This is a genomic window from Aeromicrobium flavum (genome assembly GCF_007992115.1).
GTDB lineage: Bacteria > Actinomycetota > Actinomycetes > Propionibacteriales > Nocardioidaceae > Aeromicrobium > Aeromicrobium flavum.
This window is the reverse complement of sequence record NZ_BJZQ01000007.1, coordinates 13,743-27,600: the sequence shown is the minus strand read 5'-3', so window position 1 is coordinate 27,600 and position 13,858 is coordinate 13,743. Positions and strand designations below refer to the sequence as shown.

The 13,858-nt window shown below is 70.2% G+C and carries 17 protein-coding genes; 7 read left to right on the top strand and 10 right to left on the bottom strand.

The window, feature by feature from the left end:
* The first annotated feature begins 2 nt into the window (after positions 1 to 2).
* From AFL01nite_RS08755 to AFL01nite_RS08745, 3 genes are read left to right on the top strand one after another with little or no spacing between them, the layout of a single operon-like run.
* Positions 3 to 965, top strand: coding sequence for a glycosyltransferase (locus AFL01nite_RS08755; RefSeq protein WP_186813880.1), 963 nt, complete (start codon positions 3 to 5; stop codon positions 963 to 965).
* Positions 958 to 2,127, top strand: a complete 1,170-nt coding sequence (gene glf, locus AFL01nite_RS08750) for a UDP-galactopyranose mutase (RefSeq protein ID WP_146827297.1) — start codon at positions 958 to 960, stop codon at positions 2,125 to 2,127. The genes AFL01nite_RS08755 and glf overlap by 8 nt, the downstream gene beginning before the upstream one ends.
* A complete protein-coding gene (locus AFL01nite_RS08745; protein WP_146827296.1) occupies positions 2,120 to 3,322 on the top strand; it encodes a CDP-glycerol glycerophosphotransferase family protein in 1,203 nt (400 codons plus the stop codon). The genes glf and AFL01nite_RS08745 overlap by 8 nt, the downstream gene beginning before the upstream one ends.
* Positions 3,323 to 3,331: 9 nt before the next feature.
* Here the strand turns inward: AFL01nite_RS08745 and AFL01nite_RS08740 are convergent, their stop codons facing one another.
* The gene (locus AFL01nite_RS08740; RefSeq protein WP_146827295.1) at positions 3,332 to 4,600 is read right to left on the bottom strand and encodes an HNH endonuclease signature motif containing protein; all 1,269 of its coding nucleotides are present in this window, start codon (positions 4,598 to 4,600) and stop codon (positions 3,332 to 3,334) included.
* A gap of 105 nt (positions 4,601 to 4,705) precedes the next feature.
* Between AFL01nite_RS08740 and arr the strand changes: the two genes are divergently transcribed.
* Positions 4,706 to 5,119, top strand: coding sequence for an NAD(+)--rifampin ADP-ribosyltransferase (gene arr / locus AFL01nite_RS08735; protein ID WP_146827294.1), 414 nt, complete (start codon positions 4,706 to 4,708; stop codon positions 5,117 to 5,119).
* Between the two features lie 4 nt (positions 5,120 to 5,123).
* Here the strand turns inward: arr and AFL01nite_RS08730 are convergent, their stop codons facing one another.
* On the bottom strand, positions 5,124 to 5,714 hold the full coding sequence (locus tag AFL01nite_RS08730; RefSeq protein ID WP_146827293.1) for a TIGR03086 family metal-binding protein: 591 nt from the start codon (positions 5,712 to 5,714) through the stop codon (positions 5,124 to 5,126).
* 75 nt (positions 5,715 to 5,789) lie between these two features.
* Here AFL01nite_RS08730 and AFL01nite_RS08725 point away from each other — a divergent pair, with 75 nt between their 5' ends.
* Entirely contained in the window at positions 5,790 to 6,131 is a 342-nt protein-coding gene (locus AFL01nite_RS08725) for a DUF2200 domain-containing protein (protein ID WP_146827292.1), read from the top strand.
* A 1-nt stretch (position 6,132) separates the two neighbouring features.
* Here AFL01nite_RS08725 and AFL01nite_RS08720 read toward each other — a convergent pair whose 3' ends face one another.
* Complete coding sequence (locus AFL01nite_RS08720) at positions 6,133 to 6,714, bottom strand: TIGR03086 family metal-binding protein (protein WP_146827291.1); 582 nt, start codon at positions 6,712 to 6,714, stop codon at positions 6,133 to 6,135.
* A gap of 59 nt (positions 6,715 to 6,773) precedes the next feature.
* Between AFL01nite_RS08720 and AFL01nite_RS08715 the strand changes: the two genes are divergently transcribed.
* Positions 6,774 to 7,166 (top strand): ASCH domain-containing protein, encoded by a 393-nt coding sequence (locus tag AFL01nite_RS08715; RefSeq protein ID WP_146827290.1) that lies wholly within the window; start codon positions 6,774 to 6,776, stop codon positions 7,164 to 7,166.
* A 4-nt stretch (positions 7,167 to 7,170) separates the two neighbouring features.
* Here AFL01nite_RS08715 and AFL01nite_RS08710 read toward each other — a convergent pair whose 3' ends face one another.
* The gene (locus AFL01nite_RS08710; RefSeq protein ID WP_146827289.1) at positions 7,171 to 8,757 is read right to left on the bottom strand and encodes an FMN-binding glutamate synthase family protein; all 1,587 of its coding nucleotides are present in this window, start codon (positions 8,755 to 8,757) and stop codon (positions 7,171 to 7,173) included.
* 125 nt (positions 8,758 to 8,882) lie between these two features.
* Here AFL01nite_RS08710 and AFL01nite_RS08705 point away from each other — a divergent pair, with 125 nt between their 5' ends.
* Positions 8,883 to 9,224 (top strand): YciI family protein, encoded by a 342-nt coding sequence (locus AFL01nite_RS08705; protein WP_146827288.1) that lies wholly within the window; start codon positions 8,883 to 8,885, stop codon positions 9,222 to 9,224.
* Here AFL01nite_RS08705 and AFL01nite_RS08700 read toward each other — a convergent pair.
* From AFL01nite_RS08700 to AFL01nite_RS08675, 6 genes are all read right to left on the bottom strand, one after another.
* A complete protein-coding gene (locus tag AFL01nite_RS08700) occupies positions 9,204 to 9,755 on the bottom strand; it encodes a nucleotidyltransferase family protein (protein ID WP_146827287.1) in 552 nt (183 codons plus the stop codon). The two genes, AFL01nite_RS08705 and AFL01nite_RS08700, sit on opposite strands and share 21 nt — an antisense overlap.
* Positions 9,748 to 10,548 (bottom strand): ABC transporter permease, encoded by an 801-nt coding sequence (locus AFL01nite_RS08695; protein ID WP_222593457.1) that lies wholly within the window; start codon positions 10,546 to 10,548, stop codon positions 9,748 to 9,750. The genes AFL01nite_RS08700 and AFL01nite_RS08695 overlap by 8 nt, the downstream gene beginning before the upstream one ends.
* Positions 10,545 to 11,333, bottom strand: coding sequence for an ABC transporter permease (locus tag AFL01nite_RS08690; RefSeq protein WP_146827286.1), 789 nt, complete (start codon positions 11,331 to 11,333; stop codon positions 10,545 to 10,547). Before AFL01nite_RS08690 ends, AFL01nite_RS08695 begins: the two co-directional genes overlap by 4 nt.
* Positions 11,323 to 12,159 carry an ABC transporter ATP-binding protein gene (locus AFL01nite_RS08685; RefSeq protein WP_146827285.1) on the bottom strand — a complete coding sequence of 279 codons (837 nt, stop codon included), beginning with the start codon at positions 12,157 to 12,159 and terminating at the stop codon, positions 11,323 to 11,325. Before AFL01nite_RS08685 ends, AFL01nite_RS08690 begins: the two co-directional genes overlap by 11 nt.
* 8 nt (positions 12,160 to 12,167) lie before the next feature.
* Positions 12,168 to 13,229, bottom strand: coding sequence for an ABC transporter substrate-binding protein (locus AFL01nite_RS08680; protein ID WP_146827284.1), 1,062 nt, complete (start codon positions 13,227 to 13,229; stop codon positions 12,168 to 12,170).
* 129 nt (positions 13,230 to 13,358) lie between these two features.
* Positions 13,359 to 13,835 (bottom strand): nucleoside deaminase, encoded by a 477-nt coding sequence (locus AFL01nite_RS08675; protein ID WP_146827283.1) that lies wholly within the window; start codon positions 13,833 to 13,835, stop codon positions 13,359 to 13,361.
* Positions 13,836 to 13,858 lie beyond the last annotated feature (23 nt).

Sequence of the window (13,858 nt, the reverse complement as noted above, 5' to 3'; positions counted from 1 at the left end):
CGGTGAGTTCGACGACCGGCCCCCTGGCGATCGCCATCGTCACGTTCAACCGATCCGCACTGCTCGACGAGCTGTTGCAGAGCGCGTCGACGATGACGACGGCGCCCGATCGCATCATCATCGTCGACAACGCCAGCACCGATGACACGCAGGCCGTCGTCGCCGCCTGGCAGTCGCGGTTCAACCCCGGCGTGGTCGTCAACCACCGCATGGAGACCAACACCGGCGGCGCCGGCGGCTTCAGCGAGGGCACCAAGGTCGCCCTCGAGCTGGGCGCCGAGTGGGTCTGGCTGATGGACGACGACGTCGAGATCCTGCCCGACGCGCTCGAGCGCTTCGCCCCGTGGATGGAGCGGTTCAAGGTCATCCACGGCCGCCGCTACGACGTCGACGGCACCCCGTTCTACTGGCAGGCCAAGTTCAACCAGTTCCTCGGCGTGCCGCTGCCCTACTCGGTGAAGACGTTCAACACCGACGGATACGCCGTGACCAACTCCGGCACCTTCGAGGGCATGCTCGTGCACGCCGACGTGGTGCGCCGCATCGGCCTGCCCGACCCGCGCTTCTTCATCTCGTGGGACGACGCGATCTACGCCTGGCTGGCCTCGCTCGAGACCGAGGTCGTCTACGTCGACGAGTTCGTGCTGCAGAAGAAGCGCGAGCAGAAGCAGGTCAGCCTCGGCGTGCGGCACCTCAACGACTCCAGCCCCTTGGCGAAGTACCACGTGATGCGCAACCGGGCCTACGTCGGCCGGTACTTCGAGCAGCACGGCCACCTCAACCGGGTCGGCTTCGCGCTCGGCACCTTCCTGACGTTCGCGAAGGAGATCGTGCGGCTGATCGTGGTCGAGCGCTCCGCCAAGGGCTTCCTGTCGCTGGTCCGGGGATGGCGCGACGGCCGCAAGATCTGGGCCGACCGCTCGTGGCAGCCGATGCCCGCGCTGACGGAGGGCGGCCATGACTGACGTCCTCGTGGTCGGGTCGGGCTTCTTCGGCCTCACCGTCGCCGAGCAGCTGGCCAACGACCCCGGGCTCAAGGTGCACGTCATCGACCGGCGCTCGCATCTGGGCGGCAACGCCTACAGCGAGGCCGAGCCCACCACGGGCATCGAGGTGCACCGCTACGGCGCCCACCTGTTCCACACGTCCAACGAGCGGGTCTGGGACTACGTCAACCGCTTCACGACGTTCACGGGCTACCGCCACCACGTCTACTCGACGTACCGGGGCGAGGTCTACCCGCTGCCGATCAACCTCGGCACGATCAACCAGTTCACCCGGTCGGCGATGGGGCCGGACGCGGCGCGCGAGTGGGTCGCCGAGCAGGCGGGCATCGGTCTCTCGGGCGGCGCCGCGGCGGCGACGAACCTCGAGGAGAAGGCGATCAGCCTGATCGGGCGTCCGCTCTACGAGGCGTTCATCCGGGGCTACACCGCCAAGCAGTGGCAGACCGACCCCACCGAGCTCTCGGCCGACATCATCACGCGGCTGCCCGTCCGGTACACGTACGACAACCGCTACTTCAACGACACGTACGAGGGCCTGCCCACCGACGGGTACACCGCGTGGCTCGAGCGCATGGCCGACCACCCGAACATCACGATCGGCCTCGACACCGACTTCTTCGACGAGAGCCAGCCGTACAACAAGACGTCCAGCGTGGGCCAGCTGCCGGTGATCTACACGGGCCCGCTCGACCGGTACTTCGACCACGCCCACGGCCCGCTGGGCTGGCGCACGCTCGACTTCGAGTCCGAGGTGCTGCCGATCGGCGACTTCCAGGGCACGCCGGTGATGAACTACGCCGACGAGGACATCGCGTACACGCGCATCCACGAGTTCCGGCACTTCCACCCCGAGCGCGACTACCCCACCGACGCCACCGTGATCATGCGCGAGTTCAGCCGCTTCGCCAACGCCGGCACCGACGACGAGCCGTACTACCCCGTCAACACCGCCGCCGACCGCACGGCCCTGAAGGCCTACCGCGAGCTGACCCAGGCCGAGTCCGGCGTGCACTTCGGCGGGCGCCTGGGCACCTACCAGTACCTCGACATGCACATGGCGATCGCGTCGGCGCTCTCGATGGTCGACAACGTCCTGAGGCCGGGACTCGTCCGTGGCTGACTCGCGGGTGGGCCTGGTCCCCCGCCTGCGCCAGTGGGCGATCAGCCGGATCCGGCACTCGCGCTTCCTGCCCGTCGGCATGCCCGACAAGCGCACCGACCAGCACCGGCTCGGCCGACCGTTCACGCAGTCGGTGCTGGTCTACTTCCCCAACGGCGCCGACGCGCTGTACCAGCTGCGCCCGTGGTTCGCGGCCCTGAAGGCCCTCGATGCGGCGCACGGTGTGGTCGCGGTGTTCAAGGACTCGCGCACCGCCGCCGTCGTACGGGCCGAGTCGGGCCTGGACTGCGTCACCCTGGCCCGCTACGGCCAGCTGGACGAGATCCTCGCCCTCAGCGACGTGAAGCTGGCGCTGTACGTCAACCACGACCCGGTCAACTTCGAGTGCCTGCGGTTCACCTCGCTCGTGCACGTGTACCTGGGGCACGGCGACAGCGACAAGGGCGTGTCGGTGTCGAACCAGGTCAAGGCCTACGACTTCTGCTTCCTGGCCGGACAGGCGGCACTGGAGCGCACCAGTGTGGGCGTGATGCTCTACGACGCGCCCGAGCGCTCGGTGCTGATCGGCCAGCCACAGCTCGACGCCCCCGCGCCCGCCGGCCGGCCCGACCCGTCCCGCCGCACCGTTCTCTACGCACCCACGTGGGAGGCCTCGCAGCCGTCGGTCTCGTACGGGTCGCTCGTGACGCACGGCGCCGGGATCCTCGACGCCCTCGCGGGCACCTACCGGGTGATCTACCGCCCGCATCCGCTCAACGGCGTGATCGACTCGGCCTACGGCGAGGCCGACGCCGCGGTGCGGGCTCTCGCCGACCGGGTGGACACGGACGTGCCGTTGGAGCGCTCGTTCGCCGACGCCGACCTGCTGATCACGGACGTCTCGGCGGTCACCCTCAACTGGCTGCCCGGCGGCAAGCCGGTGCTGGTCACCCGCCCGCGCGTGCCCGTGCCGCCGTCGCGCCTCATGGACACGCTGCCCCTGCTGGCGGCGGACGCGGATGTGGCCGCCGCGGTGGCCGAGCACCTGTCCGCCGACCCCACCGCGGCCGCGCGCCGTGAGCTGATCGAGTACTACCTCGGCGACACGAGCCCCGGCGTGGCCACCGCCAACTTCCTCGCCGCGTGCGCGCGGCTGATGGACCTGCGGGACTCCACCTGGACCGCCCACCGCGCCCGAGGCGCGACGGGTCCCTGACTCACCTCGTCAGGCGGCGAGGGGTCGGTAGCGGTGGTTGCGTTGCCAGCTGCCCTTGAGGCGGAACTCGGGCATGCCGTCGGTGAAGCGGATGGGGATGCCGACGTCGTGCACCCGGTGGTGATGGTGGCTGCACAGCAGGACTCCGCTGTCGAGGTCGGTGGGTCCGCCGTGTGACCACGGGATCGTGTGGTGCGCCTCGGTCCATCCCGGTGGCCGGTCGCAGCCGGGGTACGCGCACCCGTGGTCGCGCTGGGCCAAGGCGATCCGTTGGGCGGCGGTGTGGTGTCTCTTGGCTCGGCCCTCGTCGAGCACCTGGGACTGGCCGTTCATGACCACCGGCAGGATCCCGGCGTCGCAGGCCAGCTTGCGGAGCTGCCCGGCGGAGATGCTGGTGCCGAACTCGGTGACGCCGGCGCGGTCGGTCTCGCCACGGAGCGTGGCCTCGTCGACCGTGACGACGAGGGTGGCGGCGACACCGCCGTGGTTGCCGTAGCAGTCACGGGGCAGGTGCCGGATGACCTCGGCGAACGCCTCCCCGGCCCTCTCCCGCGGGGTGCAGGCCGCATCGTCAGCAGCGGCCTCGGTGAGGGCGCGCCTACGGGGGCTGGTCTTGGAGTCGATCACCGCGCGCAGCATGTCGGCCGTCACGGCATCGGTCTTGCCGCCGAACGACACCAGGCCGGTGTGCTCGTCGGGGCGGCCGATCCAGAACTCCCTCAGGTGCCGCTGCGCGGACTCCTCACGCTTCAGCGCGGCGTCCTCGATCGCATCGGCGCGCTTGACGTCGATGATCTCGATCGCGCGCTTGGCCTTGCGGGTGAGCTGTTCGGCCGACATCACCTGAGCTGCGGCCGTCAGGTCGGCCTCGACCTGGTCGCGCTGCCCACGCGTCAACCCCGCGGGCAGCTCCTCCAGCGCATCGGTGACGATCGCCGCCTTGCGCGTCGACATCCCCGGCTTGGCCAGCGCCTTCTTGACCTGGGGTGCGTCCTCGACCCGGTTCGCGAGCCGGATCTGCTGTGCCGCCTCACGACGCGTCACCCCCGACCCGTCGGCGACCAGGGCCGTCAGATCGGAAGCATCCGTGACGCGGTGAGCCTTCTGACGGCCCGCCTCCGCCAACAGCGCCAGGTTCAGCGCATCCGCCTCACGGCGGATCGCCTGGACGGCCGCGGCCTCCTCCGTCAGCTGCTCCGGCGTCAGGACGCTCAGGTCACGCGAGCGCGCTTCAGCCAGGAACCGCTGTCCCGACCTGAGCCCGCCGATGACGTCCACGAAATCCCCCGATTCCTTCGAACTGATGTTCCAAGACTAGGCGGTTGGGCCCAACAGGGCAAGCATTCCTTGCGGGCGTCTCGAGTCCTGGGACATCATCTCTGGATGACTGCTCTGGGACCCGATGACGGACCGTTCTTCCACGGCACGAAGGCCGCTCTCGCGCCGGGCACGCTCCTCGTGCCGGGACGGACCTCGAACTTCGGTGAGAACCGCACCGCGGGCCACCTCTACTTCGCCGCCACACTGGACGCAGCCGTCTGGGGCGCGGAGCTGGCTGCCGGGGCGGGACGCGGGCACGTCTACCGGGTGGAGCCGACGGGCCCGTTCGAGGACGACCCGAACCTGACGGACAAGAAGTTCCCGGGCAACCCGACGCGCTCGTACCGCAGCAAGGACCCCGTCCGTGTCCTCGAGGAGGTCCCGGAGTGGGAGGGTCACGCGCCGGAGGTGCTCCAGCACATGCTCGACATGCTCGCCGAGCGCCGGCGCACCGGCGACTGGGACATCGACGACTGACGCGTCAGCTCGGCGACCACTGCGGATCGCGCCCCGAGAGCGCGACCATGCGGTTGAAGACGGAGACGTCGTCATCGGCCCCGGCAGCCGGTTGCCCCTCGGGCACCTCGTCGTGCTCCACGGCCTCGAGGAACTCCAGCGACGCGGCGAAGACCTCGGGGTCGATCGAGTCGATCGGATAGTCCTGCCCGGTAGCCCGAGCGAGGTCCCAGCCGTGCAGCACCAGCTCGTCGAGCGTGATCCGCCCCGCGGTCTCCGCAGGTCCCTCGAGCCCTCCTCCCCTCGTCGTCCCCCCCCACGCCGACTCCTCCCGCCAGGCCTGCACCAGTTGGGGCACCTGCTCCTCGATCGCGGCGCGCCAGCCGTCCTCCAGCCCGGGCCAGTCGTTCACGTGGAGATTCACCTCCGTCAGCGGACCGAAGTCCTTCTCCGCCGTGGCTCGGAGCACCCGGGTCACCGTGACGAGGTGTTGGAGCAGCTCCCCCACGGTGCGGTCGTGGTACGGCGTCGGTCGGTCGAGGTGCTCGTCCCGGACCCCGGCGAGGATCGTCAGCAGGGTGGTACCGGCGGGTTCGAGGTCGATTCGATGGGTCATGTCTTGCAGTCTCGCCCGCGAACGTGCTCAAGGGAACCCTCAGTCCGTCGCGACGGCGCGGCCTACACTCGCCAGATGAGCAGGATCTTCACGATGAGCGTCGCGTCGGTGTACCCCCACTACGTCACCAAGGTCGAGAGGAAGGGCCGCACGACGGCCGAGCTGAACGAGGTCATCGAGTGGCTCACCGGCTTCGACGAGTCGGCCCTGCAGCAGCACCTCGACGCCGGGACGACGTTCGAGGAGTTCTTCGCGGCGGCGGACGTCAACCCGAACGCCTCGCTGATCACCGGCGTCGTGTGCCACGTGCGGGTCGAGGACGTCGAGGACCCGCTGATGCAGAAGATCCGCTACCTCGACAAGCTCGTCGACGAACTGGCGAAGGGCAAGGCCATGGAGAAGGTCCTGCGCCGCTGACTCAGCTCGGCGCCCACTGCGGGTCGCGGCCGGCGCGAGCGACCAGCCGGTCGAGCAGCGGCGCGTCGTCGGCGACCTCCACCGCCGGGCCGAAGAGTCCCGGCGTCCCCGACGCCTCGAAGGTGCTGACGAACCCCAGGCACGCCTCGGCGGTGTGGTCGTCCAGCTCGTACGACTGCCCGGTGGCGCGGGCGAGGTCCCACCCGTGCAGCACCAGCTCGTCGAGCGCCACCCGACCGCACACCTCCCCCGGCAGGTCGATGCCGCCGGCGCGCGTCATTCCCTGCCACGCGGACGTGCGCCGCCACGCCTCCACCATCGCGGGCACCTGCTCCTGCAGGGCCTCACGCCAGCCGTCCTCCAGCTCGGGCCAGCCGTCGCCGTCGGGACTCGTGTCCGTGAGGGGGCCGAAGTCCTTGCCGGCTGCCGCCCGGAAGGCGAGCGACAGTCCGACGAGGTGCTGGATCAGCTGCCCGACGGTGCGGCCCTCGCAGGGGGTCTCGCGGTCGAGGTCGGCGTCGCTCACCCGGGACAGCGGTGCGAGGAGGGCCAGTCCGGCCGGTCCCAGGTCGATGGTCGTCATGGTGGCAGTCTGACCCGAGACGATGGTCGGCGAAAGTTCTGGCGGGTAGCGTCGCCACCATGACCTGGCCGCGCGTGGGAGAACTGCGCTCACTCGAACTCGGCGCACCCGGTGAGATGCGCGCCCGCCTCAACGGCCTCGTGCTGGCCGGGCAGAAGCGCGCGACCGCCGGACTCCTGCGCGAGTACCGCGAAGAGGACGAGGAGTTCGAGCACGTCGGCGAGCGCCTCGCCCTGCTGGACGACGACGGCCGGCAGATCGCCACGATCGAGGTCACCCGGGTCGAGCAGCACCCGTTCGGCGAGGTCCCGTGGGAGTTCGCCGCGGCCGAGGGCGAGGGTGACGCCGACATCGACCAGTGGCGCGCGGGTCACCGGGAGTTCTGGTCGTCCTTCGGCACCCCCGTCGAGGACGACGAGACGACCGTCTGCATCTGGTTCCGGCTGGTCTGAGCGGTCAGGAGCGGTTCTCGCCCTCCCGTTGGTCCTCGCCCTGAGCAGCCATGACCTTGACGAGCTCGTCCTGCAGGTGCGGGCCCAGCTCGCCCCAGCCGGGCTCGTAGCCGTAGAGCTCGCGCAGCGACACCGCGGAACGCTGGCCCTCGAGGATGTCGATGTCGTCGGCGGTGATCATCCCCGGGTGCACGACGCCCACGGCCTCGGCGACCTTCAGCAGGTCGCGCCGCAGCGACAGGACGTAGTTCGCCAGCCGCTGCTTCTTGAGCGTGGGGTCGAGCCCGCGGGTGTAGCGCGGGTTCTGGGTGGCGACGCCCACGGGGCAATGGTCGGTGTGGCACTTCTGCGCCTGGATGCAGCCGATCGAGAGCATCGCCTCGCGGCCCACGTTGACCATGTCCGCGCCGAGGGCGAAGGCCACGAGCGCGTTCTCGGCCAGGCCGAGCTTGCCCGCCCCGATGAAGGTGACGTCGTCCGACAAGCCGGCGGCGTCGAACCGCTTGCGGACCTCGGTGAACGCGATCCGGAAGGGGTAGGCCACCGAGTCGGCGAAGATCATCGGCGCCGCGCCCGTGCCGCCCTCGCCTCCGTCGATGTTGACGAAGTCGACGCCCCGGGTGCGCGGCAGCATCTGCTCGACGAGCTCGTCCCAGAAGCTCAGGTTGCCGACGGCCGACTTGATGCCGACGGGCAGGCCCGTGGCGTCGGCGACGGTCTCGACGAAGTCCAGCATCGAGTCCACGTCGTGGAAGGCGGTGTGCCGGCTCGGCGAGACGCAGTCGACGCCCTCGGGGATGCCGCGGATCTCGGCGATGGTCCGGTCGACCTTGGCGCCGGGCAGCATGCCGCCCAGGCCCGGCTTGGCGCCCTGCGACAGCTTGATCTCGATGGCGCGCACGGGCGCCGACTGCACGAGGTCGACGAGGCGGCCCAGGTCGAAGCGCCCCTGCTCGTCGCGGCAGCCGAAGTACGCCGTGCCGATCTGGAAGATCAGGTCGCCGCCGTTGAGGTGGGCCGGCGCGATCGACCCCTCCCCCGTGTTCTGCATGCACCCGGCGATCGCCGCGCCCTGGTTCAGCGCCTGCAGCGCGGGGGCCGAGAGCGACCCGAAGCTCATCGCCGATATGTTGACGACCGACTGTGGCCGGAACGCCAGACGCCGTCCGCGCGGCCCGCCCAGCACCTTCGCGGACGGCAGGGGAACGCCCTCACTGCCGTGGCGGGAGGTCGTGGCGCCGGGCCCGGTGAACGTGCGGTGCTTGATGATCGGGTACCCCGACACCCGCTCGACGTCGTTGTCGGTGCCGAACCCGAAGTAGCTGTTCTCGCCCTTGGAGCTGGCGTACACCCAGCGTCGCTGGTCGCGCGAGAACGGGCGCTCCTCGTCGTTGCTGGTGACGATGTACTGCCGCAGCTCGGGGCCGACCGTCTCGACCCAGTACCGGAAGTGGCCGATGATCGGGAAGTTGCGCAGGATCGCGTGCTTCTTCTGGGTGAGGTCGTGCACGACGACCCCGCCGAGCGCGGCTGCCGCGACTCCCGCGATCTTCGCGCCCGTCCGACGTCCCGTCCCTGTGCCTGGTTCCATCCCTCAGGTCTAACCCCGCGCGCGGTCGCTGTCGACTTCAACGACCATCCGGACGTTCCGCGGGTCCACAATGGGCAGAAGCGGCCCGTCCCGGCCGGAGGCGGAAGCCGCAAAGGAGACGTGAGATGTCGAAGTTCCTGATCTCGTTCGCCGAGGGCGCGATGAAGATCCCCGACGAGGACGTACCTGCCGTGACCGGAGCGGCGCACGCGATCGTCGAGGAGGCCAAGCAGGCCGGCACCTGGGTCTTCGGTGGCGGCCTGCTGCACCACGAGGAGGCGTACACCGTGGGGCCCGACGGCGTCGTCGCCGACGGCGCCCATCCCGACCGGCGCGGTCACCTCGCCGGGCTGGCCGTCATCGACGTCGACTCGATGGAGGACGCCCTGGAGTGGGCGGCCCGGATCTCGGCCGCCTGCCGGTGCCACCAGGAGGTGCGCGAGTTCCTACCCGAGCGCGACGAGTGAGTGGTCGACGTCGTCTCCCCCGCCGAGCGCGGTGCAGTCGACCTCGACGGCCCCCAGCCCCGCGAGCACCTCGCCGGGACGACGGTCTCCGGTGAACGCGTCCCAGTGCCGCCTCCCGATCGCGACGGGATGACCGGGTCGTCCGGCGTAGGTGGCCCGGGCCACCGTCGCCTCGCCGGACCTCGCCAGCACCCGCGCCACCGCCTCCGGCACCAGCCCCGGCAGGTCGACCAGCGTCACGAGCGCGACCGAGGCGTCCGTGGCCCGCAATCCGGCCCGCAGCGACGCCGCGGTCCCCTCGGCCCAGTCCCGCGCCAGCACGACCTCGGCCCTCGGCGGCACGAGGTGAAGGGCCGCCTCGCCCATCGCGCCCAGCACCACCACGACGTCCTCGCAGCCTCCCGCGACCAGGGTGTCGACCGCGCGGGCGCACCAAGGCGTGCCGTCCGCTGATCGGGCCAGTGCCTTCGGCATGCCGAACCGGCACCCCTCCCCCGCCGCCAGGACCAGGCCGACCACCCGATCAGGCACGGCCCGCGTCCTTGCCGTACCGCGCCAGCACGAACGTCTCCAACACCTGCGCCAGCAGGTAGAGCAGTAGCGAGACGACCGTCACCACGATGACCAGCGCCCAGACCTCGTTGTTCTTGGACTGCCCGGCCGCCGAGACCACCGCGTAGCCGATGCCCCGGCCGGTCGCGAGCCACTCGGCGATGAGGGCGCCCGTGATCGCGCCCGGCACCGAGATGCGGATCGCCGCGAACAGCGACGGCAGCGCCGCCGGGAACGAGACCTTCAGCAGCACGTCGCGGTCGGAACCGCCGTACACGTGGACGACGTCGTGCATCTGCTTGCTCGACGAGCGCAGGCCGAACACGATGCCGACCAGCGCCGGGAACAGCACCACGATGCCGCTCATCACGGCCACCGCCGAGATCCCCCGGCCGAAGATCAGCACGATCACGGGCGCCATGGCGATCAGTGGGACCGCCCGCAGGATCATCGCCACCGGCATGACCGTCGACTCGACGCCGCGCGAGAGCACGATGGCGCCCGCCAGCACGATCGCCGCGAGCATCCCCGCGGTGAACCCGATCGCCGCGTCGCGCAGTGTCACGCCCAACTGCTCGAACACCGCGGACCGGTTCTCCGTCGCGTCCTCGCCGGTGAAGAGGAACTCCGCGACGTCGCCCGGGCCCTTGGCCACGAACGGGTTGTCGACCAGCTCGACCACGACGACCCACAGCAGGTAGACCATGACGATCACCAGCAGTGCGTTGCCGAGCGCCTTGCCGACCCCACGGCCGATGGCGAGCGCGGTCACGCCGTCGCTCCGGACGACCACGAGGCGAACAGGCGCCCCAGCAGTCCGAGCAGCGCGTACGCCAGACCCGCCACCAGCGCGCAGCCGAACATGATCCCCCACGCGCGCTCGACGTCGAGGTTCTGCTGCGCGTTGACCAGGGCCGGGCCGACCCCGCGATCGAGGCCGCCGATGTACTCGCCCAGGATCGCGCCGAGGAAGGCCGCCGGGGCCGCGACCTGCAGCGCCGAGATGATCGACGGGACGGCCGACATCAGCTGGACCTTCGTCATCTGCTTCCAGCGTCCGCCGCCGTAGACGCTGACGACGTCGAGGCTCGTCACGTCCGCCGAGCGGAAGCCCAGCACGGCTCCGACCACGGTCGTGAAGAACACGGAGACCCCGGCCAGCACGACCGCCGTCGGCGACGGGTCGGTGGCGGTCTCCGGCGGGCCCAGGATGATGTAGAGGATCGGCACGACCGCCACGATCGGCACGCAGTAGCTGATCACGGCGATCTGGGTGACGACCTTCTCGAACGCCGGCACCAGCAGCACGACCGCCGCCATCGCCAGGGCGATGAGGTTGCCCCAGAGGAAGCCGATCGACGCCTCGCGGATCGTGCCGGCGAAGTTGCTGCGGTAGAACTCGAAGCCGTCGTCGCCGAACCCGGTGATCACGCCCCACGGCGTCGGGATCGCCTTGTCGGCGAACACCGTCGCGGCGGTCACCGCCCACACCAGCACGATCCCCCCGAGACCGATCGTGCCGGTGAGGACGGCACGGCCGCGCGACTCAGTCGCCATCGGCCGTCGCTCCGTGAGCGCCGAACAGCAACTCCGACGCGTGGTCGTGCAGCGCGTGGAACTCGGGGGTCCGCATCATCTCGGGCACCCGCGGTCGCGGCAGGTCGACGTCGATGACCTCGGCGATGCGCCCTGGCCGCGCGCTCATCACCGCGACCCGGTCGGACAGGAAGATCGCCTCGGAGATGCCGTGCGTGACCATCAGCGTGGTCGCCGGCTTCTCGGTCCAGATCCGCAGCAGCTCGACGTTCAGCCGCTGGCGCGTCATGTCGTCGAGCGCGCCGAACGGCTCGTCGAGCAGCAGCACCGACGGCTTCACCACGAGCGCCCGCGCGATCGAGACGCGCTGGCGCATGCCGCCCGACAGCTGCGCCGGCTTGGCCTTCTCGAAGCCCTCCAGCCCGACGAGCCTGATCAGCTCGGCCACGAGGGCGTCGTCGGCCGTGCGCCCCGACACCTCGAACGGCAGCCGGATGTTCGAGATCACGCTGCGCCAGGGCAGCAGGGCCGAGTCCTGGAACGCGATGCCCAGCTCGTGGTTGCGGCGCAGCTCCAGCGGCGACTTCCCGTCCACCAGCGCGGTGCCGCTGGTGGGCTTCTCCAGGCCGGCCAGGATCCGCAGGATCGTCGACTTGCCGCAGCCCGAGGGCCCCAGCAGCGACAGGAAGCTGCCCTGGTCGGTGAAGAGGGTGGCGTCCTCCAGCGCGGTGACGCTCGTGCGCCCCATCGTGAACGTCTTGGTCAGGTTCTGCAGGCGGACGCCGGTGCCGAGGGAGCCTGCGACTCCCCCGGCACCGGACGCGGCCAGCACTTCTGGCGTGCTCATCGGTGTGCTCAGCCCTTGAGGTCGGGCTTCTCCTCGTACAGCTCGTCGAGCAGCGACAGGTCGAACACGTCGTCGGCCTCGACGTCGATGCCGGCACCGGCGAGCGACTTCAGGTTCTCGGCCAGCAGCTCGTCGCTGATCGTGAAGATCCCGTTCTCGGCGGTCTCGTCGGTGTTGATCAGGTCCTCGCACTGCACGGTGTTCTGCTCGATCTCCTTCTCGAGGTCGAGCTTGAGGTCCTTGCCGTACTCGTCGACGGCCAGCTTCGCGCCCGCCTCGAGGTCGGCGCAGGCGTCCTTCCAGCCCTTGATCTCGGCCTCGAGGAACGCCTTGACCATGTCGGGCTTGTCCTTGATGGTCTGCTCGGTGGCGATGATCGACTCCGCCACGAACGGCAGGCCGTTGTCGGCCATCGGCAGGTTCGTCACCTCGATGCCCTGGCTCGCGACCAGGATCGACTCGTTCGTCAGGTAGGCGACGAAGCCGTCGACCTCCTTGTTGACCAACGGGGCCGGGTCGTACTCGACCGGGACGATCGTGACCTCGGACTCCTCGATGTCGTTCGCGGCCAGCAGCGCCTTGAACAGGATCTCGTTGCCGCCGGCCTGGACGCCGATCTTCTTGCCCTTCAGGTCGGCCGGCGTCGCGATGTCGCCGGTGTCCTTGCGCGACAGGATCGTGAAGGGGTTCTTCTGGTAGGTCGTGCCGACGATCTTCAGCGGCGCGTCCTCCTCGGTGATGACCTGCGCGGCGGTGACGGCGTTCGTCAGGCCGAAGTCCGCCTTGCCCGAGGCGACCAGGTTCTCGGTGGCGCCGGGACCCGCGTTCAGCTTCACGCTGGAGAAGCCGGCATCGGCGAAGTAGCCCTTCGAGTCGGCCATGAACTCACCGGCGAACTCCGCGTTCTTGACCCACGAGAGCTGGACGGTCAGCGCGCCGAAGTCCTTCTCGCCGGAGCCGGACCCTGCGTCCTCCTCGGAGTCCGAGCCGCACGCGGCCAGGGTGAGTGCTGCGGCCGACAGCACGACGGCGAACCGCGCAGCATGACCTCGACGGAACGACAACTTCATGTGTGAACTCCCTAGTCCGAGCAGCCGGACGGCTGCGGCGACGAAACCCCCGTTACAGGCCGTGACGTTATGGACGGTTCGTTTCATCACCCGACGCGGCAGATGACGCGGGCGTTAATCATCGGGCGCTCAGTACGCGAGGCGGTCGGCGTGCGTCAGCCAGGCGTCGAAGGGTCGGTCCGCGTCGTCCGTGCGCGCGGCCTCGACGAGCGTCGCCCACGTCGCGCGGTCGCGGGCGAACAGCTCGTAGAACTCACGGTCGTCGAAGCCCCCGCGCGCGGCGTCGTCGCGGTCGGCGGCGTAGACGACCCTGTCGACGCGCGCCCACAGCGACGTGGCCAGGCACATCGGGCACGGCTCGCACGAGGTGTACAGCGTCAGTCCAGCCAGGGAGAAGTCGCCGATCGCCTGACACGCCGTGCGGATCGCCACGACCTCGGCGTGGGCGCTCGGGTCGAGGTCGCGGGTGACGCGGTTCTGCCCCGTGGCGACCAGCTCCTCGCCCCGGACGAGCACCGCACCGAACGGCCCACCGCCGGCGCCGACGTTCTCGACGGCGAGGTCGATCGCCATCGTCAACCACCGGGTGTCGTGCTGTCGCGTCATGCGGGGTTCCTCCTGGGCCGTCG

What these genes read in the sequence shown, in the direction of transcription:
- AFL01nite_RS08685 (WP_146827285.1), bottom strand. Translation starts at nt 12,159, where the DNA reads ATGAGCACGCCAGAAGTGCTGGCCGCGTCCGGTGCCGGGGGAGTCGCA.
- arr (WP_146827294.1), top strand. Translation starts at nt 4,706, where the DNA reads ATGACTGCTCTGGGACCCGATGACGGACCGTTCTTCCACGGCACGAAG.
- AFL01nite_RS08675 (WP_146827283.1), bottom strand. Translation starts at nt 13,835, where the DNA reads ATGACGCGACAGCACGACACCCGGTGGTTGACGATGGCGATCGACCTC.
- AFL01nite_RS08705 (WP_146827288.1), top strand. Translation starts at nt 8,883, where the DNA reads ATGTCGAAGTTCCTGATCTCGTTCGCCGAGGGCGCGATGAAGATCCCC.
- AFL01nite_RS08680 (WP_146827284.1), bottom strand. Translation starts at nt 13,229, where the DNA reads ATGAAGTTGTCGTTCCGTCGAGGTCATGCTGCGCGGTTCGCCGTCGTG.
- AFL01nite_RS08710 (WP_146827289.1), bottom strand. Translation starts at nt 8,757, where the DNA reads ATGGAACCAGGCACAGGGACGGGACGTCGGACGGGCGCGAAGATCGCG.
- AFL01nite_RS08725 (WP_146827292.1), top strand. Translation starts at nt 5,790, where the DNA reads ATGAGCAGGATCTTCACGATGAGCGTCGCGTCGGTGTACCCCCACTAC.
- AFL01nite_RS08720 (WP_146827291.1), bottom strand. Translation starts at nt 6,714, where the DNA reads ATGACGACCATCGACCTGGGACCGGCCGGACTGGCCCTCCTCGCACCG.
- AFL01nite_RS08715 (WP_146827290.1), top strand. Translation starts at nt 6,774, where the DNA reads ATGACCTGGCCGCGCGTGGGAGAACTGCGCTCACTCGAACTCGGCGCA.
- AFL01nite_RS08690 (WP_146827286.1), bottom strand. Translation starts at nt 11,333, where the DNA reads ATGGCGACTGAGTCGCGCGGCCGTGCCGTCCTCACCGGCACGATCGGT.
- AFL01nite_RS08730 (WP_146827293.1), bottom strand. Translation starts at nt 5,714, where the DNA reads ATGACCCATCGAATCGACCTCGAACCCGCCGGTACCACCCTGCTGACG.
- glf (WP_146827297.1), top strand. Translation starts at nt 958, where the DNA reads ATGACTGACGTCCTCGTGGTCGGGTCGGGCTTCTTCGGCCTCACCGTC.